Annotated in this window: 20 protein-coding genes and 1 riboswitch; of the genes, 3 read left to right on the top strand and 17 right to left on the bottom strand. The window is 44.2% G+C overall.

Annotated features, from left to right (window positions below):
* Positions 1-407: 407 nt before the first annotated feature.
* From Q8W40_RS24245 to Q8W40_RS24205, 9 genes are all read right to left on the bottom strand, one after another.
* The gene (locus Q8W40_RS24245) at positions 408-1,208 is read right to left on the bottom strand and encodes an XRE family transcriptional regulator (protein WP_305400932.1); all 801 of its coding nucleotides are present in this window, start codon (positions 1,206-1,208) and stop codon (positions 408-410) included.
* A 190-nt stretch (positions 1,209-1,398) separates the two neighbouring features.
* Positions 1,399-2,649: an HD-GYP domain-containing protein gene (locus Q8W40_RS24240; RefSeq protein WP_305400930.1), complete on the bottom strand. Its 1,251-nt coding sequence runs from the start codon at positions 2,647-2,649 to the stop codon at positions 1,399-1,401.
* A gap of 265 nt (positions 2,650-2,914) precedes the next feature.
* A complete protein-coding gene (locus Q8W40_RS24235; RefSeq protein WP_305400928.1) occupies positions 2,915-3,739 on the bottom strand; it encodes an HDOD domain-containing protein in 825 nt (274 codons plus the stop codon).
* 121 nt (positions 3,740-3,860) lie between these two features.
* Positions 3,861-4,856, bottom strand: a complete 996-nt coding sequence (locus Q8W40_RS24230; protein ID WP_305400927.1) for a LacI family DNA-binding transcriptional regulator — start codon at positions 4,854-4,856, stop codon at positions 3,861-3,863.
* 134 nt (positions 4,857-4,990) lie between these two features.
* Positions 4,991-5,731 carry a chitin disaccharide deacetylase gene (chbG, locus tag Q8W40_RS24225; RefSeq protein WP_305400925.1) on the bottom strand — a complete coding sequence of 247 codons (741 nt, stop codon included), beginning with the start codon at positions 5,729-5,731 and terminating at the stop codon, positions 4,991-4,993.
* Positions 5,732-5,761: 30 nt separating this feature from the next.
* A complete protein-coding gene (locus tag Q8W40_RS24220; RefSeq protein WP_305400924.1) occupies positions 5,762-7,081 on the bottom strand; it encodes a 6-phospho-beta-glucosidase in 1,320 nt (439 codons plus the stop codon).
* Between the two features lie 9 nt (positions 7,082-7,090).
* Positions 7,091-7,402, bottom strand: coding sequence for a PTS lactose/cellobiose transporter subunit IIA (locus Q8W40_RS24215; protein WP_305400923.1), 312 nt, complete (start codon positions 7,400-7,402; stop codon positions 7,091-7,093).
* Between the two features lie 57 nt (positions 7,403-7,459).
* Entirely contained in the window at positions 7,460-8,794 is a 1,335-nt protein-coding gene (locus Q8W40_RS24210; RefSeq protein WP_305400922.1) for a PTS sugar transporter subunit IIC, read from the bottom strand.
* Between the two features lie 85 nt (positions 8,795-8,879).
* Positions 8,880-9,185: a PTS sugar transporter subunit IIB gene (locus Q8W40_RS24205; RefSeq protein WP_305400920.1), complete on the bottom strand. Its 306-nt coding sequence runs from the start codon at positions 9,183-9,185 to the stop codon at positions 8,880-8,882.
* A gap of 566 nt (positions 9,186-9,751) precedes the next feature.
* Here Q8W40_RS24205 and Q8W40_RS24200 point away from each other — a divergent pair.
* Positions 9,752-10,150 (top strand): DUF2170 family protein, encoded by a 399-nt coding sequence (locus Q8W40_RS24200; protein WP_305400919.1) that lies wholly within the window; start codon positions 9,752-9,754, stop codon positions 10,148-10,150.
* Between the two features lies 1 nt (position 10,151).
* Here Q8W40_RS24200 and thiQ read toward each other — a convergent pair whose 3' ends face one another.
* The 5 genes from thiQ to mpl form a co-directional block, all read right to left on the bottom strand.
* The gene (thiQ, locus tag Q8W40_RS24195; protein ID WP_305400934.1) at positions 10,152-10,856 is read right to left on the bottom strand and encodes a thiamine ABC transporter ATP-binding protein; all 705 of its coding nucleotides are present in this window, start codon (positions 10,854-10,856) and stop codon (positions 10,152-10,154) included.
* Positions 10,849-12,444, bottom strand: coding sequence for a thiamine/thiamine pyrophosphate ABC transporter permease ThiP (thiP, locus tag Q8W40_RS24190; protein WP_305400917.1), 1,596 nt, complete (start codon positions 12,442-12,444; stop codon positions 10,849-10,851). Before thiP ends, thiQ begins: the two co-directional genes overlap by 8 nt.
* A gap of 67 nt (positions 12,445-12,511) precedes the next feature.
* The gene (gene thiB, locus Q8W40_RS24185; protein ID WP_305400915.1) at positions 12,512-13,519 is read right to left on the bottom strand and encodes a thiamine ABC transporter substrate binding subunit; all 1,008 of its coding nucleotides are present in this window, start codon (positions 13,517-13,519) and stop codon (positions 12,512-12,514) included.
* Between the two features lie 45 nt (positions 13,520-13,564).
* A riboswitch (TPP riboswitch) is annotated at positions 13,565-13,696 on the bottom strand.
* Positions 13,697-13,750: 54 nt separating this feature from the next.
* Positions 13,751-14,374, bottom strand: a complete 624-nt coding sequence (locus tag Q8W40_RS24180) for a flavin prenyltransferase UbiX (protein WP_305400913.1) — start codon at positions 14,372-14,374, stop codon at positions 13,751-13,753.
* A 33-nt stretch (positions 14,375-14,407) separates the two neighbouring features.
* The gene (mpl, locus tag Q8W40_RS24175) at positions 14,408-15,772 is read right to left on the bottom strand and encodes a UDP-N-acetylmuramate:L-alanyl-gamma-D-glutamyl-meso-diaminopimelate ligase (protein ID WP_305400912.1); all 1,365 of its coding nucleotides are present in this window, start codon (positions 15,770-15,772) and stop codon (positions 14,408-14,410) included.
* A 349-nt stretch (positions 15,773-16,121) separates the two neighbouring features.
* Here mpl and fbp point away from each other — a divergent pair, with 349 nt between their 5' ends.
* Both fbp and ppa read left to right on the top strand, forming a co-directional pair.
* The gene (gene fbp / locus Q8W40_RS24170) at positions 16,122-17,132 is read left to right on the top strand and encodes a class 1 fructose-bisphosphatase (protein ID WP_305400911.1); all 1,011 of its coding nucleotides are present in this window, start codon (positions 16,122-16,124) and stop codon (positions 17,130-17,132) included.
* Between the two features lie 225 nt (positions 17,133-17,357).
* A complete protein-coding gene (ppa, locus tag Q8W40_RS24165) occupies positions 17,358-17,888 on the top strand; it encodes an inorganic diphosphatase (protein WP_305400909.1) in 531 nt (176 codons plus the stop codon).
* A 138-nt stretch (positions 17,889-18,026) separates the two neighbouring features.
* On the opposite strand, the gene Q8W40_RS24160 is transcribed toward ppa, so the two are convergent.
* The 3 genes from Q8W40_RS24160 to tamA are packed head-to-tail and all read right to left on the bottom strand — an operon-like array spanning position 18,027 to position 23,863.
* Entirely contained in the window at positions 18,027-18,374 is a 348-nt protein-coding gene (locus Q8W40_RS24160) for a gamma-glutamylcyclotransferase family protein (RefSeq protein ID WP_101111083.1), read from the bottom strand.
* 24 nt (positions 18,375-18,398) lie between these two features.
* The gene (tamB, locus tag Q8W40_RS24155; RefSeq protein WP_305400907.1) at positions 18,399-22,151 is read right to left on the bottom strand and encodes an autotransporter assembly complex protein TamB; all 3,753 of its coding nucleotides are present in this window, start codon (positions 22,149-22,151) and stop codon (positions 18,399-18,401) included.
* Positions 22,148-23,863, bottom strand: a complete 1,716-nt coding sequence (tamA, locus tag Q8W40_RS24150) for an autotransporter assembly complex protein TamA (RefSeq protein ID WP_305400905.1) — start codon at positions 23,861-23,863, stop codon at positions 22,148-22,150. The genes tamB and tamA overlap by 4 nt, the downstream gene beginning before the upstream one ends.
* Positions 23,864-24,007 lie beyond the last annotated feature (144 nt).

Genomic DNA, 24,007 nt, shown 5'->3' with positions numbered 1-24,007 from the left:
ATTGTTTCCGAAGAAACTATTTGGATTATCATCAACGAGTGCCCACACAGATTGATAGGTCTATATTGTTAAAGAGCTTTCTTCGTAAGTCGCTAAGCTTCCTTGCGAAGAGGCGGTCATTCTAGCGAGATAATTATCAGTGTCAAACACTTTTTCTTTTTTAATTTCCCTTTTTTCAAAGGAGAAACAAATTATCTATTTTTGTGCTAGAAGCCTAACTGACATTTAACTCTGAAGCCTTGTGGCGTCTGCCGTGTCAGTGAGGCGGCATTATAGGGAGTTATTTGAAGTTGGCAATACTAAAAAGACATTTTTTTGGAAAAAAAGAGCCGTACGAACAACTTTTATACGAATCCAGTTTTACCCCCTTTATTCACACAATTTACCCACACTTCCCTGTGGATAAATCAAAGATTTCCGTCTTCACTGATCATATTTTTGACCCGATTGAGTACATCATTAGGTAAAGGACCAACTCCATCAGAAAAAAGTACCTTCTTATACTTCGTTTCGAAGAACATCATATTGCGTAAATGTTGAGGTTCGGTTCTTCCATGTTCCATGTTTTCATTATGTGTCCGAAGAATCTCTTCATTTAACTTAGTTTCGATGGCTTCAAGCTGTTCATCTGATAAATACATTCGCCCACATATCACTTTCGCAGCGTCTTTAGCTTCAAGCGCCTGCTGCTTCAAACTTTTTAGATACTGCACCCCCAGCTTTGAGGTGCTGGACATTTGATAATGATAAGGACCAATAAAGGAGAAACGGTTGCTTTCACCTAACTGAATCAAACCTAGGATTTCTAACGCTCTCAAATAAAGATAGGTACAGGCATCATCCAGCCCGTATTCTTCCTGCATAAGATGCAGCTCATTTTCTCTATGACGAAGTTCACGGTAGAAGTCGTATAGCTGAGGAAATTCAAAAAATACGTCATCTTGAATCTCGTTGAAGAAGTTCTCGTTCTTGAATTGCAGTTTAAGCGCGACTTGGTGAAGTTCAGAAAGGTTGATACCAGCCCCTACGCAGTAGGTCAGTAACTTTTCTAAGGGAATAGAAGAATTGTGAAGATGTCTTTTTAGAGATGAAAGTGGCACACCAAGCTGCTGCGCCAAAGTATTGTAGGTAATGCCTTCATCTTTTATTGTTTGTCGCAAAGCCATGAGCAAGTATTCTGGCTTTGCTGTTTGTGTCGTTGACTGCATAGTTACACTCCAATGTACAAAGGATTCCACAACGTCTCGTTGTTATGAATCCAAGCATCTATATAGATGGTTATAAAATCAGAGCATCTTTCGTTTGCCAAGTGTCTGCATTTAAAACTAAGGTTGAAGTCAAACACATGACAAACTAGTGACTACAATACATCCATTTTGTAGCCATTTTGAGAAGACATCACGCGTCACTCTCAAAGTAATAAGATATCCGAGTCCTTGGATTTAAGTATTCCCTAACCTTGTCTGGAAGCTTGTTCGGCAAAATAGCAGAAACAATTTTCAGATCGCTATCTGCAAGATCAAGGATAGGCGCCTGATTTCGAGGCACGTTAGAATCATAAAGTAATACGTTCGGGTATAGAATATTCTGGGCGTTAACAGAAATGACCAACCCTACCATTTCATTAGACAACTGGACGACGGTTCCTGGTGGATACACTCCCATAAATTTGATGAGAATGTTCAGGTTTTCATTATTATATAGATGTTTACATTTCTTATAGAGATGAGACAGCGCACTGAATGGAATCTTCTGCTCTGCCTCTATTCTTGGGTGACATAAATTATCATAGGCATTAGCAAGTGCTACTATCTGCGCATACGCATCAATTTGATCACCCTTTAATCCCTCCGGATAACCACTACCATCGACACACTCATGGTGTTGAGTAATGATGCGTTTGGCACTCGAAGGGAATTCTTCAATTTTTTCTGCTATTTCCAGACCATACTTAGTGTGGAGCTTCAGATAATTCACTTCCGGTGCCAACAATTTGGTTTTCTTATTGATTATTGCAGATGGCACTCGCACTTTACCCATATCGTGGAACAGGGCACCAAATGCAATTTCTTTGATTTGCTCGGCTTTGAATCCTTTGCTTTTACTGATCATCATTGCAATAACTGCAACGTTCAATGAATGAAAATAAATATCCTGGAATTTACTCTTCCCACTCATTAGATGCAGTGTAACGTTGTTATCCGCCAATAGTTTGTCGACAATTTCGTCCACCATAATGGTAGCTTCATTAACAGCATCAGCTGGTCGATTGCGGATTTTACTCATCACAGATCGAAGTTGTGATAAGGAACGTTCGAATTCTTTCTCGCATTTACTTACACGCCTGCGGTAGGCGTTTAGCTTTTCAATTCGAGCTTGTTTTTCTTCCCACATTTTTTTCTTGGCTAGCTCAAGTTCACTTTCTTGCTCTACGTTGTCTGAGCTTTCGTTTGCAGGTAATGGTTCAGAATCACTTTGAAGTGGATTGATATAGACGTGCTTAATCCCCAAGTGACGAATGATGTCCACCTGGTCTTGGGATTTGATCTTAAAGCTATTGAGAAGAAACGGGTGATCTTTCCAATTCACAGGCAGTCTGACATGAAGACCTGGCTGAATACGATCGACCGTAATTTTTATACTGGCCACACTGAATCGATTTATTCCTAAGTTACGTTTTTTTCGCTGCGAATTGAGCAGAATGACAAATCTAACATTATTTGGAACAAAAGCTCTAATGGCGCTTTATATTACGTTCGCTTAGTTTGATTTTGGTAACATTATGAATAATATTCAGTATGTTATTGCACATTCAACACTCTTAATTTAGTTGGAGGATTTGCGAGCACTCTCCAATTGAGCGTTGACATTATAAAGAAAAAAAGGGGTATCCAAACCCCTTTAATACATTTCGTTACACCATTTGGGCGGCAAGATCCCTTCCTTGCCCTCTCACATTTTCTAAAGTGGGCACAAAAGTGGTTGATAAGCCCAATACTTTTGCGTCTTGGTTTGACTCAATATATTCGAGCCGTTCATCTTCCTCTTCAATATCATCCCAATCGAAATTTATTTGCCTCGCCAAATGCAGAGACCATGCAATTTTAGGCTCTTCTTCTGCTTTTTCTGGGTTGAGGCAGTGAGCGATGGAATCAACCAGTTGAGGTGCGAACTTCCACGCTGTCGCCAATTTAGCACCTAGCTCACAAGCTGAAGTTCCAAGAACATCACGCTGCACTGTTTCTGCATCTTCACCTTCACTCACTCGCTCTTGAATTTTTTTTGCTTCTTCCGGCGCTAACGCATGAATCATTAGTTCACCTATATTGTGAAGGATACCTGCGGTGAATACTTGGTTAGGTTCTAGACCAATTTCTTTCGCGATGTTACTCGCGATAGTGGCGACTTCAAATGTGTTGTTCCAATATTCAGTCACATCCATCGTTTCAAATTTAGGGAAGGCACTCGTCAATACTGATACCACGACTAATGTTCTGATCGGTTCGGTCCCTAAACGTATAACAGCTTCATCGATTGATGCGACCGTTCTGCTTCGTCCAAAGTGAACGGAGTTGGCTAACCTTAAAATACGTGCGGAGACTACCTGTTCCATGGCAATTTTTTGTGAAAGCTCCATCAGATCGACTTCGTCTCGATTCACCATCTCGACAAGTTCCTGTAAGACTTTTCGAATTTTAGGCAATTCATTTATTCTTGATAATAAGTTCGCTTGATCCATTGAATTCTCCCCAAATTAATGAATGTGCAGTTTTAACTATAGTCTAAGAATGGGATGTTATTGCTTTACCTACTTTTAGCGTTTTTCCCTAGAATCAAGCGTCTATTCACAGCCTTTATGCTTAGAGGGAGGAAACACTTTTTCTTCGGATCAATTCAGGCTCAAACTCTTGTGCAACACCGGTTTCTTTCCCCTGAATTTTGGCTGTTAGAATTTCTACGGCAGAGCGCGCCATTTTACTAATTGGGAATTGGACAGATGAAACGGTCGGGTAAAAGCTTTCGCAAACGTAAACGCTATCAAAACTGACTACAGAAATGTCTTGAGGTACTCGAATTTCATGTTCATGAAAATACTGCATAGCACCACTTGTCATTTCCTCACTCGTACAAAACACAGCCGTCAGCTCTGGGTTTTGGGATGCGAGTTTTTTCGCCGCTAAGTAGCCGCTTTCACGCCCATAATCTCCTTCTGCTATCAAACTATCACTCCACGGAATAGTTCGAGAATCCATCGCCTTTACAAATCCAGATAATCGCTTCTTAGCACTGACCCGTTCACTTGGTCCAGCAATACAACCAATGCATGTGTGCCCATTTTCGATTAAATGTGAGGTAGCAATAAATGCCGCATTTTCATGATCAAAGGTGATGCACCTGTCTTCTAACCCTTCAACAAAACGATCAAGCAACACAAATGGTGTGGGTAAGGAAGCGAGTTCTCGCAACTCTTCATCACTCATATAGCGACTATGAAGCACATACCCTTCACATCTTAAGTCATGAAAGCGTTGTATCGCTTCTCGCTCGCCTTCCGCACTGTGATGACCTTGAGCGGTGATTAAAAACTTCTTGTGCTTATCCAGTTCATTTTGCACTTGGTCCATCATCTCACCAAAGAAGCCACCAGTGTAAAATGTGACAAGTAGCCCCGTCATGTTACTTGAGGCGGTTGCCAAAGAGCGCGCTATCGCACTAGGACGATAGTTAAGCTCCGCCATCGCTTGCTCGACTTTCCTTTTTGTTTCTTCTCTAAATTTCCCTTCACCGTTAATAATCCTAGAGACGGTAGAACGGTTTACGCCAGCCAACAAAGCAACGTCTTTGATTCTCGCCATGCTTTCTCGATTTCCTTTTAAAACTAGGGTCTGTTGACCTAATGTGACTCAATCTAACTAAGAAAAAAGCAAGCTGCCAGATTCAAACATTGGAATTAAGGTTTAGGGGGTTCCAAAGTGGCAGCTACTTTATTTTACTGGGTGGACTCCACCAACAACGTAACAGCAGAGTAATCAGAGACCGTTACCCCCATATCTTTTAGTAAAGATGTGAGTTGCGGGTCGGTTAGAACCGTTCGTTCTTTTTCTCTTGGAATCACATAGCTGGATATCTGTTCGAGATGTTCATCTATCCTAGCTGGGTGACACATCACTTCAAGGACATCACAACGATCTTTATAAGTGGCAATCAATGAAAGTAATGCATCCATTGAAACGGTGTCATCAAAAAACTTGTCCGTAAATTGATACCGAACTCCATCAATAGACTGCTCCCTCAGTGGGACACCTCGTTCAGCAGCGATTCGCTCGACAATGGGCAGTATTTGAGGATGTCGATGCGCATGATGATGGCTATCAATATGGCTCAATGTCAGACCTAATTCATCGAAATATCTAAGCTGAGCCCGCACTTCTAATTCCACCGCATCTGCGCAAAAGTCCTTGCGTGACCAAAAGTCGGGTTGAACAGGAAAGTACTCATCTTCACTTAACAGATTTGGCAAATTTGTTAGTGGCTTTCCTGCCGTAAAACGTAGATGAATCCCTACTTTTAAATTCGGTAACGCTTTTGCCATTTCTACCGCTTCTTTGTCGGCACTCATTCCGACCATAAGTGTTGTTGAATTCACGACACCTTTTAAATGAGCGTCTTTGATTCCTTGGTTTACTCCATGAGTTAAACCAAAATCATCTGCATTGAATATTACGTGCATACTGTCCTCCTACTTCTGCCATCATACGGGCTAAAGTGCCTCCTTAAATTGAGGCAGATACGGTTTGTTAGTTTGTAATATTTCATCCAATATCGCTTTTGCTTTCGCAATATCTGGAACCAGTGGGTTGTTTGCTAATGCCATTAGACTTTTCTCATAACTGCCTGACACTGCCGCTTCGACGGTAAGCTCTTCATACGCTTTTACTTGATGTATCAAACCGCGAATTTCAGCTGGAAATGGACCGACAGTAAGAGGTTTCGCACCAAAGCTTCCCACAACCGCACTGCATTCAATCACCGCATCATCCGGCAATGTGTGAATCGTCCCATTATTTCGAACATTGACAACATGTACTGCGTTCAGGTTGTTGTAAATCGCATCTACCAGATTGAGAGAGGCATCAGAATAATACGCGCCACCTCTTTGCTCCAATTGCTCTGGCTTGTGAGCGAGATTGACATCACGATAAAGTTCAAACAGCTCTTTTTCTGTTTGCATGACTTGTTCTGCACGAGTGCCAATTTCTTGAGCGGACTGCTTTTCTTCTTCTAACATCGCCTCTGTTTGGTAAAAATAGCGATGATACGGACAAGGGATTACACCTAGGGCATATAAGAAATCGGGATCCCACGGTTCTTCAAAAATGTTTTTCATACTGAAGTTGGCACCATCCCCCACTTTCTCCAATACGGTTTCGGTGATGTCTTCGCCATGTAGCCAAACTTGGTGAACCCAAACAAGGTGGTTTAACCCTGCGAATTCCATTTGAAGATCGTCTGGCTGACAATCCATCATTTCCGCGACCATCATTTTCATGGAAACCGGTACATTACACAGCCCGATGCTTTTTACGTTGGTATGTCGCTGCACAGCTTCAGTGACCAACCCAGCAGGGTTTGTAAAATTCAACATCCAAGCGTTGGGCGCCAGCTCTTCAATGTCTCGACATATATCCAATATCACAGGGATAGTTCTTAGCGCCTTAGCAAATCCCCCTGCTCCAGTGGTTTCCTGCCCTATAACATCGTATTTCAGTGGAATTCTTTCGTCATTCGCCCGAGCTTGAAGCCCACCCACACGGAATTGAGTCATGACAAAGTCAGCATCTTTAATTGCGCTTCTTCGATCTAACGATGCTTTTATCTCAATGTCTGCACCTACTTTTTCAACCATGCGCTTTGAAAGTGCAGCGATGATTTCAAGTTTCTCTTGCCCTTCTTCAACATCAACAAAATGGATTTCTCTCACAGGCAAGCGATCGATGCGAGTGAGGACGCCTTCTACCAATTCAGGGGTATAGCTACTCCCCCCACCAATAATCGCAAGTTTCAGAGCCTTTCTAGCCATGATCATTTCCTACCTTTTTGCCAACTGTTCGTGAAGTGCAACCATTTCTGTTGCCATTTCATGTGCCAATATTGTTGTCATTAAATGGTCTTGGGCATGTACCATGACCAATGTCATCGGCACTTTCCCCTCCCCCTGATCCGCTTCGATAAGCTGAGTTTGAGTAAGGTGTGCTTGGTTCAAGCATTCTTTTGCCTGAACTAGAGAAGATTTGGCGTGGCTCAATTCACCCGCCCTAGCTTTTGCAAGCGCTTCAAAACATAAACTTCTGGCTTCACCTGCATTACAGATAATGTCCATTACAACTGCTTCTTGTTCCATTTTTCTCTCCAAATTCTAGAGCCTGACGAGCCGTCGCCAGACTCCAAATACGATTAGTTAAGCGGTGACACCTTCTCCACGAGCAGGTGTCGCTGATTCTTCTGTGGTTTCAGACTGCTCTTCCTGGGCAAGAAGCTCGCGCTCAAATATTTTGAAGAACGGGTAATAAAGAACGATATCGATAACAAACAACACGGCAACAAGAAGCACAGGTGTTAATGTCCAGCCCGCTCCCCAAGATGCGCCTATGATGGCTGGCGTCGTCCATGGCATCGTCGCAACCCCCATTCCAACAAAACCGGTGTGGACAGCAATATATGCAATCGTTGCATTAATGATTGGCACAACAACAAACGGTAAGAACAGTGTTGGGTTCATAACAATTGGGCTACCAAAAATAACCGGCTCATTGATCTGGAATAAGCCGGGAACCGCACTCATTCTTCCCAAACTTTTCAGGTGAGCGGAGCGGCTGAATGACATCAACGCAACTAACGCCAACGTCGCGCCAGAGCCGCCAATAAAGATGTAGAAATCCCAGAATGGCTGAGTAAACACGTTAGGCACTTCTTCACCTGCAACAAATGCTTCAATGTTAACGGTAAGGTTCGTGAGGAAAATAGGACCAAGTAAACCGACAACTATGGCCGCACCGTGAATACCCGCAAACCACAATAGCTGGCACAACAGTAAGGCGCCGATAATAGCTGGCAGTGTATTTGAGGCGCTCACCAATGGTTTGAACGCTTCCATAATCGCTTGAGGAAGCAACATATCGTGCTGTGTTTGCAACCAAATACTGAGTGGGTACAACGTTAGGAATACAACCAATACTGGGAGTAGTACTTCAAAAGATCGTTGAATGGCAGGCGGAACCTGTTCTGGCATCCGGATCGTAATGTTGTATTTCTTCATTACGCGGTAAAGTTCTACAGCAAAGAAGCCGGAAAGTACGGCAGTAAACACGCCCGTACCACCAAGGTATTGCATGGATAACATGCCTTCTTTTGCAGGAGCCGCTACCAGTAAAAAGCTCATTAACGCGAGGGCGGCACTGGTAATGCCATCCATTCCGTACGATTTCGCTAAACTGTAAGCTACCCCCATGGATACAAATAACCCCATCAGGGCCATCGACATAAAGTGAGGCATCATAATGGTGTCGAAATGCGTCGAAGCGAAATTAAGCCAAGCGCGCCCAAATCCATTTGTGGTGTCTTGATCAAATGGTGGAAACGCAAAAATTAAAATAAAACTTCCGACGATAATAAAAGGCATCGCAATAATAAAACCGTCTCTCATTGCCCTAACATGCCGTTGTGCTCCGACTTTTGCAGCTAAGGGCGCAATATGTTGTTCTACAACTTTCATCATTGCTTCATAAATTTTCATAATTAAAACCCATATTTTGGATATAAGAGCCCCTTCCCGATGAATTAATATAATCAGGTTATATAAGGCTCAGATTAATTTTGTTTTACTTAATAAGTAAGAGTGCTTGTTTTAAGACTTCATCACCTTTCATCATGCCGTAGGTTTGAGGGGGTATCGCAGCGATGTTAATACCATGCTGATCCGTCACCTTCTTCATTTCCTCTAGCTGGAAACGGACTTGAGGGCCGAGGAGACAAACGTCGTAGTTTTGAATTTCACCTTCAAATGCACTAACAGACAGCGCATCTATCTTGCATTCAATCCCTTGTTCCGTTGCGGCTGCTTCCATTTTCTTAACTAGCATACTCGTAGACATACCTGCGCTGCAGCAAAGCAATATCCTTTTCATAACTCACTCCAGTTGATCAATTAATGAACTATAAAAACTCTATCAAAAACTGGATTAACAAAAAAGCGCAACCGGTTGCATTTTGCGTGAAGAATGTCCCAATTTAATAAATATTGGATAAGAAAGATCCGAGTTTAATTTATTTTGTTACCTAAAATAAATTAAATTAGAGAAAAGGTTTCAAATGGTCAGGCACAAAATAAAAATGATAACTGAGAAAACAATCATTCACGAAACTTATAAAAAAACGGATTTTTAATGTAACGTTTTACGATTATTTCATTTAGAGAGAAACGTGATTCCGTCCCCATAGAATTCGTAAAAAGAGAATAAAAAGTGATGCGTATCCCAATAATTACAACTACTAGAAAAAATATAAATATAAATTAGAAAGCAATATTTATAACTTGCCTAAAAATACACTTACTATAACAAGTAGATATATTGACACTATTCGTAACAATAGAGATTTCATTGACTACAAGGCACAATAAACGTGTGTTGCCATTAGTCACTTATTCTCTATACTCCATGACCTTACTAGCTGATTTTAAAGGATTATTATTGTGTCATGGACATTAGGCGGGCTACGAAAACTAATAGACACGAGAAGAGGATGGGAGGTTGATTCCATTGATTCAGGAACGCTAATCATCAACAACAAAGAAGACAGCTTAATTGCTTACTTAAGTATTTCTGAACATCAGATCGTCATAGAAAGTATTTTATTTCCGGAACGAAACGTAAAAGATGTTCACGCCCTCAATAAGGAGATCCTACAAACTCATAAACTGATTCCATTAACCAATGTCGGTATAAACAACGTAGACGAAGTGAGCTACTACACCGCATTTGGCTCGCTGTCTTCTCAAGCTAAGGAAGAAAGTGTCATCATTGAAGTGGCAACGCTTTTCACAAACGCCGAAGCCTTTATCGACATGTACAACCATCATCTAGAGTATTGATCTACTCACCAGCTCTAACAAATACCGCTATTTCTTGGTTTGAGTTTGTTGCAACTAGCTCCTCGATAGGCAATACAGCACGCACTTCCCCTTTTGACATGTAAGCAAATTGAGTGGCAATGGATTTCGCATCGCTGACGTGGTGAGTGACCATAACGATGGCGATGTTTCTCTCTTTGGCTAATGTTTGTACCAGCGAGAGCATGTCTTCGCGAATAACAGGGTCAAGCGCTGAGAAAGGTTCATCTAAAAGCCAAATGGAATGAGGCTGAACAAAACATCTCGCCAATGCCACTCGTTGTTTCTGTCCGCCAGAAAGCTGCTCTGGAAGTCGATCCAGAAAGTCACCGATCCCGACCATTACCGCCGCTTCTTCTACCTGTCCTTTCTGTTTAGAAGAAAGCCTTAAGCTAGGTTCTATACCCAACCCTATGTTTTCACGCACCGTTAAGTGAGCAAATAGGTTGTTTTCTTGGAATAACATAGACAAAGGAATCTGGTGCGGCGGTAACCCTAAAACCGATTGCCCCGCGACAAGGATCTGCCCCGACTGTGGCTGAATAAAACCTGCCACCAGCGATAGTAAGGTCGATTTTCCAGCACCACTTGGCCCCATCAATGAAACGATATCGCCTTCACTCACATCTAAGTTAAACCTAAACAGCTCATCGTTATAACGGTAATTCACATCTTGTAAACTAAGAATGGTCATGGGGAACTCTCTGTTTAAATAGGGCTTCAACAAGTGAAAAACTCAACACACTCAGAAGTAAAAGACACAAAGAAACCACCGCTGCCGCTTCCATTTGATAACTTCCAAGTAATTGAAATAAATACAGAGGTAGAGTCCTAAATTCTTGGCTACCAAACAGAGCAATCGCGCTAAGATCGCCCATCGATAGCATAAAGCTTATTGCGAACGCATGGGCAAACGGTTTTCTCAATGCTCGCCACTCCATTAAGCGAAAATGATTCCACCCTTGAATACCTAAGCTTGCTGATAGGTATTGATACTGTTGAACCAATTGATACATAGGGAGCGACAATGTTTTGATAACATAAGGCAATGCCATTAAACAGTTGACTGCAACGACAATCCAAAATGCTAGGCTAAATACGTCGGCTATTTCTCTGATCAATAAAAACAGCCCAGTACTGATCACCAAGCCTGGTGTAACGAGGATAATGGTACCCGCCAATTCTATTTTATCGGCACGAAAGTGTTGTTTTTTGAGTCGCCATACTCGGCTAGTCGACAAAATCGTTGCACCCAGTAGCAACGCAGAAACACTGGCTAATAAAGCGACCTGAAGAGAGGAAATCACAGCGTTCCAAAAACGACCATCCGACAATACGATAAATACTTTATTGTTAAGGCCGCTTAGCACAACCATCGTTAGTGGCGGCAACACCAACATCATCACTAAACCAATCCAAAAGGTGTCCCACGCTTTGGCTTTACGGCTATCGGAATACATGGGCAGTGGCTTCAGGCTTCCCGAAGTGACAGGTAAAGGCTTTGATAGCTTTTGAACACTGATGGCGAGCACGCCACACAACAGCATTTGCCACATGGCCAGCAATGCACCGGTTTGAAGATCAAAGTCGAATTTTATCGCTTGATAGATAGCTAATTCGATTGTCGTTGATTTCGGTCCCCCGCCGAGTGCCATAACCGTAGCAAAACTGGTAAAGCAAAGCATAAAGACCAAACCACACACTTGAGGGAGCTGCGTTGCTAATCGAGGCCATTCTACCCAACGAAATTTATTCCAGCGGGACATCCCTAAATGAGCACATAATTTGTGTTGCTCTGGCGGGATACTCTCTAACGCCTGGAGTAGTAGCCGCGTTGCATAAGGCAGGTTAAAAAACACATGAGCAAGCAAAATGCCGTTTAAACCATAAATCGAAAAAGGCAAAGACATCCCATTGTCTTTCAGCCAATCGGCAATCAAACCACTGTTGCCATATATGGCTAATATTCCGAATACCCCAACTAAAACTGGTAACACCAACGTGCTAGCAAACAGTTTAAGCAGTAAGCTTCTACCGAGAAATTGTCGGTAAGACAGTGCGTGCGCGACAGGAATGGCAAACCCAACGCTGAGTAATGTAGACAGAAATGCTTGATAAAAGCTGAATTGGGTAACATGGCGATAATAAGGATCAGACCATATTTGGAGAGGATTCAGAGAAGGCGCATTTGACAATAATGCCCACAAAGCAGAGACAACAAAGACTAAGATAACCGTCGCGACGACTATCCCGACTTTAGGTACATTTCGAATCACAGCAGAATGAGCCTATGCATATACAAGCAAGCCACGCATTATGCATGGCTTGACGATAATGTAAAACTTAGAAAGTCAGGGCGTTTTGCCATTCCTTAATCCACGTTTTTCTGCTCTCAGCAACTTCATCTGAAGAGAAAGACAAAGCTTTCGCTGGAACGGTTAACGTGTTGTAGCCTTCAGGAAGTTCAACTCCGGTTACTGGATACATCCAGTTGCCTGTCGGCATCGCCGATTGGAACTCATCGCTTAGAATGAACGCCATAAATTCGTCGGCTAATTTTTGATTCCCACTAGCCTTCACTTTTGCCGCGACTTCAATCTGAGTGTAATGACCCTCAGAAAAATTGGCAGCAGCGTATTTCGCGTCTTTTTCTGCGATTAAGTGATACGCCGGAGACGTTGTGTATGAAAGCACAAGATCGGACTCGCCTTCCAAGAACATTGAGTACGCTTCAGACCAACCTTTCGTTACAGTGACGGTTTTCTTGGCCAGTTGTTTCCATGCATCCGTCGTATTGTTGCCATACACCGACTTCATCCACAGCATTAAACCTTGACCAGGCGTCGAGGTGCGTGGATCTTGGTAAATCACTTTAAGATCATCACGCTTTTCAACCAGCTCTTTTAGGCTCTTGGGTGGGGTAGTGAGTTTTTCTTTGTTGTAAACAAACGCAAAGTAGCCGTAATCGTAAGGGACAAATGTGCTGTCTTTCCAGCCACCAGGGATCGTCACGTTAGTCGTGTCTACGCTGTGATCGGCAAGCAAACCGCTTTTCTTTGCCTCAGCCATTAGATTGTTATCAAGACCAAGCACGATATCCGCTTTGCTGTTTTTACCTTCAAGGCGTAAGCGATTGAGAATGGTCACGCCATCGTCAAGTGCAACAAACTCTAGATTACATCCGCATTGAGCTTCAAACGCTTTTTCGACCGTTGGACCCGGTCCCCAATCCGCAGCAAAAGAGTCGTACGTGTAAACCGTTAGCGTGTTTTCTGCGGCGAATGCCGGTGTGGCAGCAAGTGTAACAAGTGCTGTCGTCGTCAATACATGAGTAGTCAGTGCGTATTTCACTGGTCGCTCCTATCCATTGTTGAGCGGCACAGGTGTTGAGAGGGGGAAATTTCCGCGCTCAATTCCTACGCCAGTATTATCTGGTTCAGGTGTACGGGTTCAAACCAAAGGTTTATCTCAGCCATAAGAAAAGCGATGCAAACATCGCCTATTCATTTAGCACCCCGATGAGAGTGGTTCTATTTTATCGACTTCTATGAACTTAGCCATATGCAATTACTTCAATCGTTTCTAATTGCGCTGATCATATCCCCAACGAGGGACTAAACCTTGCTCGACACCTAAATGGTCAAGAATGCGTGCAACCATAAAGTCGACTAAGTCATCAATGCTGGTTGGTTGGTGATAAAACCCCGGTGCGGCAGGCATGATGGTGACACCCATTTGAGAGAGCTTATGCATATTTTCCAAATGAAGAGTAGAAAAAGGCGTTTCACGAACAACCAAAAGCAGTTGCCCACGCTCTTTCATGACCACATCGGCAGCACGCTCTATAAGATTATCCGACATGCCGTGGGCGATGGCAGCCACACTGCCTGCGCTGCAAGGGCAAACCACCATCTGTTTCGGTGCTGCCGAACCTGAAGCTACGGGTGAAAACCAATCTTCTTTACCACAGACGATGAGTTTATCCGCATCGCACTGAAGGTGTTCAACCAGCGCTTCTTTTGCGCCATCTGGAGAGCCCGGTAGTTTCAACCCATGTTCCGTTGCCATCACCACTCGCGCGGCGGAAGATATCAACAAATAGACGGTGTAATCTGCGGCGAGTAGGCATTCCAGTAGCCGGAGCCCATAAGGTGCTCCGGATGCCCCTGTAAATGCCAACGTAATGGCTTTATTTTTTTGAGTCATTCTTACTTCTTACATTGAAAAATCAGTCCACTCTTAGGTTAGCGTATCAGCCGTGAGTGCATTGAGTAACTTATCATGAATCCCACCGAATCCCCCATTGCTCATCACCAATATCTGATCGCCTGGTTTAGCTTCTTCGACGATACGTGTAACCAGCGTATTGATGTCGTCGCTGGTCTGTACCGGCTGGTGACATTGACTCGCAACATCGTCGACTGACCATTGGATATTATCTGGCTGAAACAAATAGACGGAATCGGCAGTACTTAGTGCATTGGCGAGTGTTTCTTTATGGACGCCCATTTTCATCGTGCTGGAGCGAGGTTCTAGCACCGCTAGAATTTTTCCTTCACCAACCTTATTACGTAATCCTTGTAACGTTAGTTCAATGGCGGTTGGGTGATGAGCAAAATCATCGTAAACCGTAATACCATTCACCTCGCCTTTCAGCTCTAGGCGTCTTTTTGTGTTTACAAATAACGCCAGAGCTTCACATGCTAAATCAGGCGTAACACCCACGTGCCTCGCCGCCGCAATCGCCATCAGTGCATTATCGACGTTGTGATCACCAATCAGGTTCCAAGAAACCTTGCCAACATGTTTGCCTTGGAAGATAACGTTAAATTCACTGCCGTCTGATTTGATCTTTTCGGATTGCCAGTCGCCATTGAAGCCTGTCTTTTCTTGTTCGCTCCAACAACCCTGCTCAAGCACGCTTTCAAGCGCTTCGTCATTAATTGGGGAAAATATACGGCCATTTTCAGGCACGGTACGGATCAAATGATGGAACTGTCGCTTAATATCATCCAAGTCGTCGAAGATATCTGCATGATCAAACTCAAGATTATTCATCACCAACGTTCTTGGGTGATAATGAACAAACTTAGAACGTTTATCAAAAAAAGCGCTGTCATATTCATCCGCTTCGACCACGAAAAACATACTTTCACCAAGACGAGACGAAACACCAAAATTGCCTAAAACGCCCCCAACTAAAAATCCGGGTTGATAACCGCAGTGCTCAAGGATCCAAGTTAGCATGCTCGACGTGGTCGTTTTGCCATGCGTTCCAGATACCGCCAACACCCAGCGATCATGCAACAAAAATTCTTGCAGCCACTGTGGACCTGATGTGTATTTCAGATTGTGATTCAGTACATATTCTACACAAGGGTTTCCGCGACTCATTGCATTACCAATCACCACCAAGTCTGGCTTCGGCTCCAATTGCGACGGGTCAAACCCCTCTATAATTTCGATACCCTGAGATTCTAATAGCGTGCTCATTGGGGGGTAAACATTGGCATCAGATCCCGTGACTTTGTGCCCCATTTGACGAGCCAATACCGCGGCTCCGCCCATAAATGTCCCGCAAATTCCCAAAATATGAATATGCATAAATTACGATTCCTAGTCTGTTTTGACGTCTTTAATTGCTTCTTATCATGCCTGATTTATGTCAGCGAAATGTGAGTATGAAAGTGTGATGTCCAACTAAATTTATTCAAGGATCAGCACGTTACTTCATTACCATTAAAAAGATTCAACTTATACAATAATAAATGAAACCCAGATACCCCTACATTTATCGGGTAGGCAACCCAACTTAGATTGGGACTTTATTGTATCTGAGCTCAACCACACGACCTAGTTTCTTAACCGTGAACCCTTGAGAAACTTGACCTTCCCCAGTCAGCGTCGTCGGTAGCTTGGATCTCAGCCCAGGAAACTGAACAAAGGAACATACATGTCTGAGATACGCACTCTAGGCGAGTTTATTGTTGAAAAACAAAATGACTTCGCTCACGCCAGTGGCGATCTATCCTCTCTTCTCGGTTCAATTAAGCTTGCTGCCAAAATTGTAAACCGAGAAATCAATAAAGCGGGTCTTGTCGATATAACGGGTGCCGTTGGCACTGAAAACGTACAGGGCGAAGCTCAGCAAAAGCTTGATGTCTACGCCAACGAAAAATTCAAAGCTGCACTTGAAGCTCGCGATCAGGTTTGTGGTGTCGCCAGTGAAGAGGAAGACGAAGCGGTCGCATTCAATAAAGAACTCAATAAAAATGCGAAGTACGTTGTTTTAATGGATCCACTGGATGGCTCTTCAAACATTGACGTAAACGTTTCCGTCGGCACTATCTTCTCTATTTACAAGCGTGTTTCACCTATTGGCACGCCAGCAACAGAAGAAGACTTTTTCCAGCCAGGAGACAAGCAAGTCGCGGCTGGTTATATCATTTATGGTTCTTCAACCATGCTGGTATACACCACAGGTAAAGGGGTTCATGGATTTACTTATGACCCATCACTCGGCGTTTTTTGTCTGTCTCATGAAAACATGATGATCCCTGAAGATGGTTTGATTTACTCCATTAACGAAGGTAACTACATCCGCTTCCCAACGGGTGTGAAAAAGTACATCAAGTACTGTCAGGAAAATGCGCCTGAAGAAAACCGCCCATATACGTCACGTTACATTGGTTCGTTGGTGGCCGACTTTCACCGTAACTTGCTTAAAGGCGGTATCTACTTATACCCAAGCACCCAAAGTCACCCGAACGGAAAATTGCGTTTGTTGTACGAATGCAACCCAATGGCGTTTTTGATAGAGCAAGCAGGTGGCCTGGCTTCTGATGGCGTTAACCGCATCATGGAAATCAAACCTACCGAGCTGCACCAGCGTGTGCCTTTCTTTGTGGGTTCTAAAAATATGGTTCGCAAAGTGGAAGAATTTCTTGAACTGAATCAAGACTGAATCCGCCAAGCATAAATACGAAGAATCCCCGCCGGCTTTATTGAGCTGGGCGGGGATTTCTTATTTTTGTCAGTCACACCCCCTCCAAAACCGATGGGCTTACGCTCTAATTTTGGCGCTGATCTAGTCTTAAGTGGATCGTGTTTTGGTCTAAAGTGGAATAGCAGGATACGGTAAATTCGCTTAAGCTATGTACAGTGAAATTCATTAGAAAAGGAAAGCACAATGAGTTTAAACAATGTACCCGCGGGTAAATCGTTGCCTGATGACATTTATGTCGTAATCGAAATTCCAGCAAACGCAGATCCGATCAAATATGAAGTCGATAAAGATTCTGGCGCGGTTTTTGTGGACCGTTTTATGTCTGCCCCCATGTTCTACCCATGCAACTATGGTTATGTAAACCACACCTTATCGCTAGATGGTGACCCAGTGGATGTACTTGTTCCGACACCGCACCCACTTATTCCCGGCTCTGTTATCCGCTGTCGTCCTGTGGGGGTTTTGAAAATGACCGACGAGTCTGGGGAAGATGCCAAGATTGTAGCCGTACCTCACAGTAAACTCTCAAAAGAGTATGAACATATCCAAGATGTGAATGACATCCCCGAATTGCTAAAAGCGCAGATTACGCATTTTTTTGAGCGCTACAAAGAGCTTGAATTGGGTAAATGGGTAAAAGTCGATGGCTGGGCAGACGCTGCCGCCGCACGAGAGGAAATCCAGACCTCTTATGATCGAGCGCAGAATAAATAACCTGAATTCGGAATACTTTGGATAGCATTCCACAAATAAAAAAACAGCCCAGTATCGACTGGGCTGTTTTACTTGAAATACATTAACGGGTTTTGGATAACCAAAGAGCTCATTCACCGCCAGTACCGCTCTACAGAACTAAAAGCGCTGGCACCAATCGCCCGAGTCGATTGGCTCAGATAACTGGCTGCCATCTTGATAGAGGTAGACCCATGCTTCGCCAAATGGAGTCGACATTTTCTCACGGCGGTATTCGTATGGCACATCTTCAAGGTGATCTAACTTTGCCAATATTTGCGCATTAATCCGGTAGATTTCACCGCAGATCTCCTGCTGACCTTGTACCATTCCTGGGTAATGACCTAAATCGTACAAAGCAAACGCAGGCCCAGTCCGAAACTGGGCAACCAACTCGCACCCTTCCAAAAAGTGATGATTGTCTTCGCCTTGTCGCAACGTCCCATACACAAACACCAGCTGTTCCATCGCACTCTCCATCAGGCTCACGCCTTAATCAAATTCGAACTGGTAAATCAAATCCACCGCACTATCAAGACCAGAAACCGCTTCAACATACAAATCCTGCATCAAGCGATAACGCACGGTAAATTCACCAAGTGAGTTAAAAATACCCACTCCGTAAGTGACTTTCAAGCCGGGTAATATGTACCCGCTCACAGTTACTTGAGAGTCATCACCAGAACCTGCCGTATCCAATTGCAAATCTTGTACACCAAATGCCTGGCCAATCTCTCCGACTACTTTTCCGCTTTTTGCTAAACTCAAGCCGATCAACGTGGTGGTCATTAAGTTTCCACCCGCTTCAGCATCAATGTCTCTACCACGCAATAGGTAAGACAACGCATTGGCTTGTGGCATGGCTGGATCGGAGAATATCGACACTTGAGGATTACCAGCAGGGCCATCCACACGGATACCCGCGGTGACATCATCTTGGATATTGTCTGGGTTCCGGATGGCTGTGATCACCACATAAGGCTGATCCACTGGACCATTCATCAAAATCTTCCCTTTCTGAATCAGCAAGTCTTGTCCAAATGAGCGATACGAACCATTGAGGATGTTGACTTCCCCAACGACAAAAGGTCCTTTGTCACGTTGAGAGACTTTTAAATCCCCTTTGAGGTTACCCAATAGACCAAAAGCACTTAACCGGAAGTCGTCACCAATCTTTACATTCACGTTGGTTTGAATATTCATTGGCAAAGGCTGCTTTTCTTCTACAGGCTTGAAGTTTTCATCCAGTAACACTTCATCACTGGACACGCCAACCGCACTTGGCGGTAGCTCTTCCACTTCAATGCGCCCCCATGGTAAGTGAATGTCGCCCTCAATTTTAGCGAGCTTAGGCGTCGCGGAAATCTTAAGATCTGGCTTCACTTTAATGTGAACCATTGGCGGTAGCTTCACGTTCAACTCTTCAGCAAAAACGGCTAAGTTGCCACGCCACGCTTTTAGATCTGCCCAATTTCCGTCACCGTCTAAATTGAGCGTGCCATCAGGCGTGTGAATTTGCGCGTTCAGAACTGCATCGTACCCGCTGAAGGCAACGGAGATTTGACCTTCATTGACATCGACGGGAGTAATGTCACCTTTGGCAATCAGTTTCTCGATGACAAAATCACCCTGTAATTTCGGATGAAGCAAGGGGCCACTGAAACTGAGATCAGAATGGATATTGGCATCCGCTTTACTGAATTCACCCAGCAAAGGCTTGAGCATACCGAGGTGGATATCGCGAATCCCCAACTTGCCGTCAATGGTCTGATTGTTGGATTGCACATTTGCAATATTCGCCTGACCATCAATCACTCCGTTGTCGAATAAATCCAATGACCAACGACTTCTTAAGTTATCGTTCTCTAACTCGGCATCTAACGTTATGTTGTTCCACCCAAGTGTGATTGGTGCATCCAACGATTGTGTAACCTGCCCTTCTGGTAAAGAAACAGACACTTTTAACTCAGGCTTGGCGTTTGGTGCCCAGCTCGCCCATGCTGTCGCATTGACTTCACCTTGAAGGTCGGTTTCCTGTGGGACGAAGCGCTTAATCTGTTCAAAGTTAAACTGCTTGATAGCAATATTCGCCTCACCACTTTCCCCCGCAGAGAGGTCTTTGGTTAAACACAATGACGCATCTTGTTGATTCCAACAATGGGCTTGAACACTTGCCAGATTGGTTGCCATGTTAAAGCCTAATGCCGCCTTATCGGCTAATGTCCACGTGCCTTGTTCGGATGTAATTTCTGCTCGCTGTAATTCACCTTGCCATACCATTTCTGGTTTATCAGTTAACCCACCGACGACCTTCAAACTTGTAGACACCAAATCGGATAACACATCTAACGTAAGCTGATGAGCTTCCTGTGTACCTGAGAACTCCAGATCCACGTTATCGATGTATTGGTCTTGCGCTTTCACGTTTTTAACGACTAATGACAAATCGCCTTTCGGAGCAGGTAGAGGTGAGATATCACCAAATAGGGCAACGGATTCCACCGTCACTTCTTGCTTCCAATCGACTTCGTTAACACTCAATTCCACCTTGATTTGGGGTTCTTCAAATTCACCACGCAAGTTAACTTTGCCGTACATGTGCCCACGAAGTTCCGGAATCGATTTAACAAACTCAGGGAAGTTTAGCTCTACATCCAGCCCCCACTGTTTATCCAATGAGCCCGACACAAATAGGTTATTAGGACCATGAGATAGCTCCAGCCCTTCAGTATGAATGCTAGGTTCACCGCTTTTATTGATGTCCGCAGCATCCAATTGGCCATTGATGTACAACGGGTAGTCGCGGATTAAACCCTGGATAGCCAGTAGTGGGACACCCACTTTCCAACCACCACTTTCAGTTAAGGAGCCATTGGTCGTGATACTGCCACTGATATTGCCCTCGGCTTCTGGCCATTGTAACCCCGGCTGTATGCTGTCTAAACCGAGCGTAGTGTTCCATTTCACTAACTTGGACCAATCAGCTTCAACCTGACCAGAGACTCGACCACCTAACGTATTGAGAACTAAGCTGTGCACATCGATACTTTCTAATGTGCCGCTCGCTGACGTATCGAGGTCTAAATCCGGAATATCTTTGCCCTGCGCTTTCAACGCAAGGGAGATCTGATACACATCCAAGTTACCTTTAATATCAATGCTTTCAATGTCTGAGCGATAATCGTATTTACCAGTGAGAGGCCATTGCACTTCCCCTTGTGACAAAGACAGGTCGAAAGGCAACACAGCCTGTAGCGGCTTTAGGTTTCCTTCAAGGTGCGCTTTGATTACGCCCCCAAAATCAGCGTTGAGGTTGAGTTCCGCCACACTACCGTCTGCCTTTAGCGCCAAGGTTTGCCCTTTTAACTCAGTCTTATTGAGTTTGGCATTAAGGGTCAATTTCGGGAGGGAGTAATCTCCTTTCAGTTCGATCTCAGTGCTAGCGTCCGCGGTAACTTCTGGCATATCCAAGGCTAGCTTTTCAATGCTGACCAAATGATCGCTCGCTTTCGCCTTTAATCCCAAGTGATTCACCTTCACTGGCGATTCACCGTGCAAAGCAAAGTTATGAATATCAAACCCTTCTACAACGACATCCAGCGGAATTAATACTTCTGGAAGCTCAATGTCTGCGTTTTTGTCCGTCGACGCTTTTTCGACCGAAGCGTTGGCGTCAGTTGGAGCAAGTGTAATATCGATGCCATCCCACGTTGTTGGGTGCAACGTCAGCACTCGACCTTCCATCGTCGCCGCAGTAGAAAACGACTTCCACTTGATCTCTGTGCCCAACACATCAAGCGCAATATCATTCAACTGAACATGGTTGATTGAAACAGGAACAGGTAACGTGATCTCGGTGAGTGGCTCTGAAGGTGTTGGTTCTTCCTGAGTAGGCGCTGTGCCTGTAAGAGCAAAGGATAATGATTCTAGAGCGAGATTATCGATGCACACTCGGGGTTCAAATAAACATTCGGCATCCAGTTCGAGTTGCACTTTCTTAGCGTGTAGTTCGATAAATAAATCGGGATCACTAAAATTGACTTGATGAAGCGTTATACCTGTGAGTATCGCCCCCTCAGCTTCGTCTACAGTGAGTTGGGGCAATGCTTTTTGCGCTCCCCACATGGCAAGGTTCAACCCCGCTTGCGTGAACAGTAAGCCACCCAATAGAAGTAACAGAACAAGAACAAAACACGGAATAAAAAGGGCAAAGCGCACTAGCCATTTAGCAACAGTACGGGTCATAGCTCTGGTCCCAACGTAAAGTGAATGGCAAATCTTTCGTCAGGTTTTTTATCCAGTCCCCAAGCAAAATCTAATCGGATTGGCCCCACAGGCGAAGCCCATCGAATACCCACACCAACACCTTTTTTCCACTCGGGTGTATCTGTCCATGCATCGCCGTAATCAACAAATGTTGCCGCCCACCAATTGCCATAAACTCGATATTGATATTCTAGGCTACTCACTGCTAAGTATTTACCGCCACTGAACTTATCTTCTGGTTGGGTCGTCGGAATATCTTCATACCCATAGCCACGGATGCTGTTATCACCACCAGCGAAGAAACGCAAAGAACGAGGGACTTTGTCAAATTCACCTGCAAATACACCGCCCGCATCGAAACGCGCTAGCCCACGGTGATTTTCACCCACACTGCGTACGATGGCGGTTCGCCCCTGCACCCTTAAAATACCAGTATCAGAGAGCAGGCTTTCATTGCCGGCTTCAACGGTAAGCAGGTGCTTGTCTCCCCACATAGGCATAGCGCCACCACGAACTCGCGCACGACTGAAGCTGAAACCCGGTAAAACGAATTTAGAGATACGAGATTGGCCTCGCTCTTCTGAGTCGTCGTATAGGAATCTTACGGAAGCCGTTCTTTGCCAACCTGAATCTAGTTTCCAATGTCTTTTCACCGCTAGGTTATGCTCTAGGCTCTTGGTTTCATCTTTATCAGTACGCTTCATTCCGTATTGAATTTCATAATATTCACGTAACACATCTTCTAGCGGAATTTTGTAGCTAGCGGTGATCGCTTGTTCTGGCACAGAAAGAGACATGCTACTGTCTAAGCTGTGCCCGCGATCATTGAGCCACGGTTTTTTCCAGCTGAGTTTGCCTCGAATACCAATGTCCGTCGAATAACCTAAGCCTGTTTCTATCTGGTTTTCAGACTGTGGGGCGAGGTTGATATTCATCGGTAATTCGCGCTGTTTTCCGATGTAACTAAGATCGGGCTCAACGTGCACAGAAGAAAACCACTCAGTATTAGATAAACTCTGATTCAGCTCACCGATGTTGGATGCCAGATAAGGATCACCCGCTTCAAAAGGCACGAGAGATCGCACTCGGCTTTCGCGGATTTGGCTGCCAAAAATCCGAGTCTCACCAAAGTAATAGCGCTGACCACTGGTAAATTCTATGGTGATAAAGGCTTGTTTATGCTCGGGAGAGACCTCTAAACGAGTCTGACCAAACTCGCCATCAAAATAACCTTTTCTTAATGCTAAATTTCGTAAGTTTGATTTGTAAGATTCATAGGCGCTGTGGTTCAACGGTTCACCAACACCCAGCTTGGCATCACTGCGAAGCTGAATGAAATCAGGATCCGTTGCTGCTTCCCCCGAAATGATCAAATCGCTGGTGCGAATCATCACCACCGGTCCTGGATCAACCAATACCGTAAGGGATTGAGAATCTTCTCCAACTTGAAAAGCAATCTCAGGCTGGTAATGACCTAGTGCCTTCAATGCCTTCTGAATATTATCTTCCACTCGGGATTGAAAACGAAGTGACGTTGAGTATTCGCTAGGATCGATAGCAGATAGATAAGCAGACACGTTGGTGTCCAGCTCTCCTTGTAGCCCTTCTACTTCAAAATCGAAAGCGATTACGGGGAATCCAATAGTAAGTAACCCACACCCTAACAGGCGCGAAATTTGTTTCTTATTCATATCTGACAGCGCAATGTACAACCTTTTTCTCAAGACCGCTCAAAGCTATCAGAAATTGCGTGCGCCACATAGTGTTAAACAGTGGAAACTGATATTGGCTCTAATTACAGAGAAAAGTATGGTGAGTATGATGTAAGTAGTAAG

The sequence above is a fragment of the Vibrio penaeicida genome, from assembly GCF_030689305.1.
In the GTDB taxonomy this organism is placed as follows: domain Bacteria; phylum Pseudomonadota; class Gammaproteobacteria; order Enterobacterales; family Vibrionaceae; genus Vibrio; species Vibrio penaeicida_B.
The sequence above is the reverse complement of the archived record's forward strand: the minus strand, read 5'-3'. Positions and strand labels throughout refer to the sequence as shown.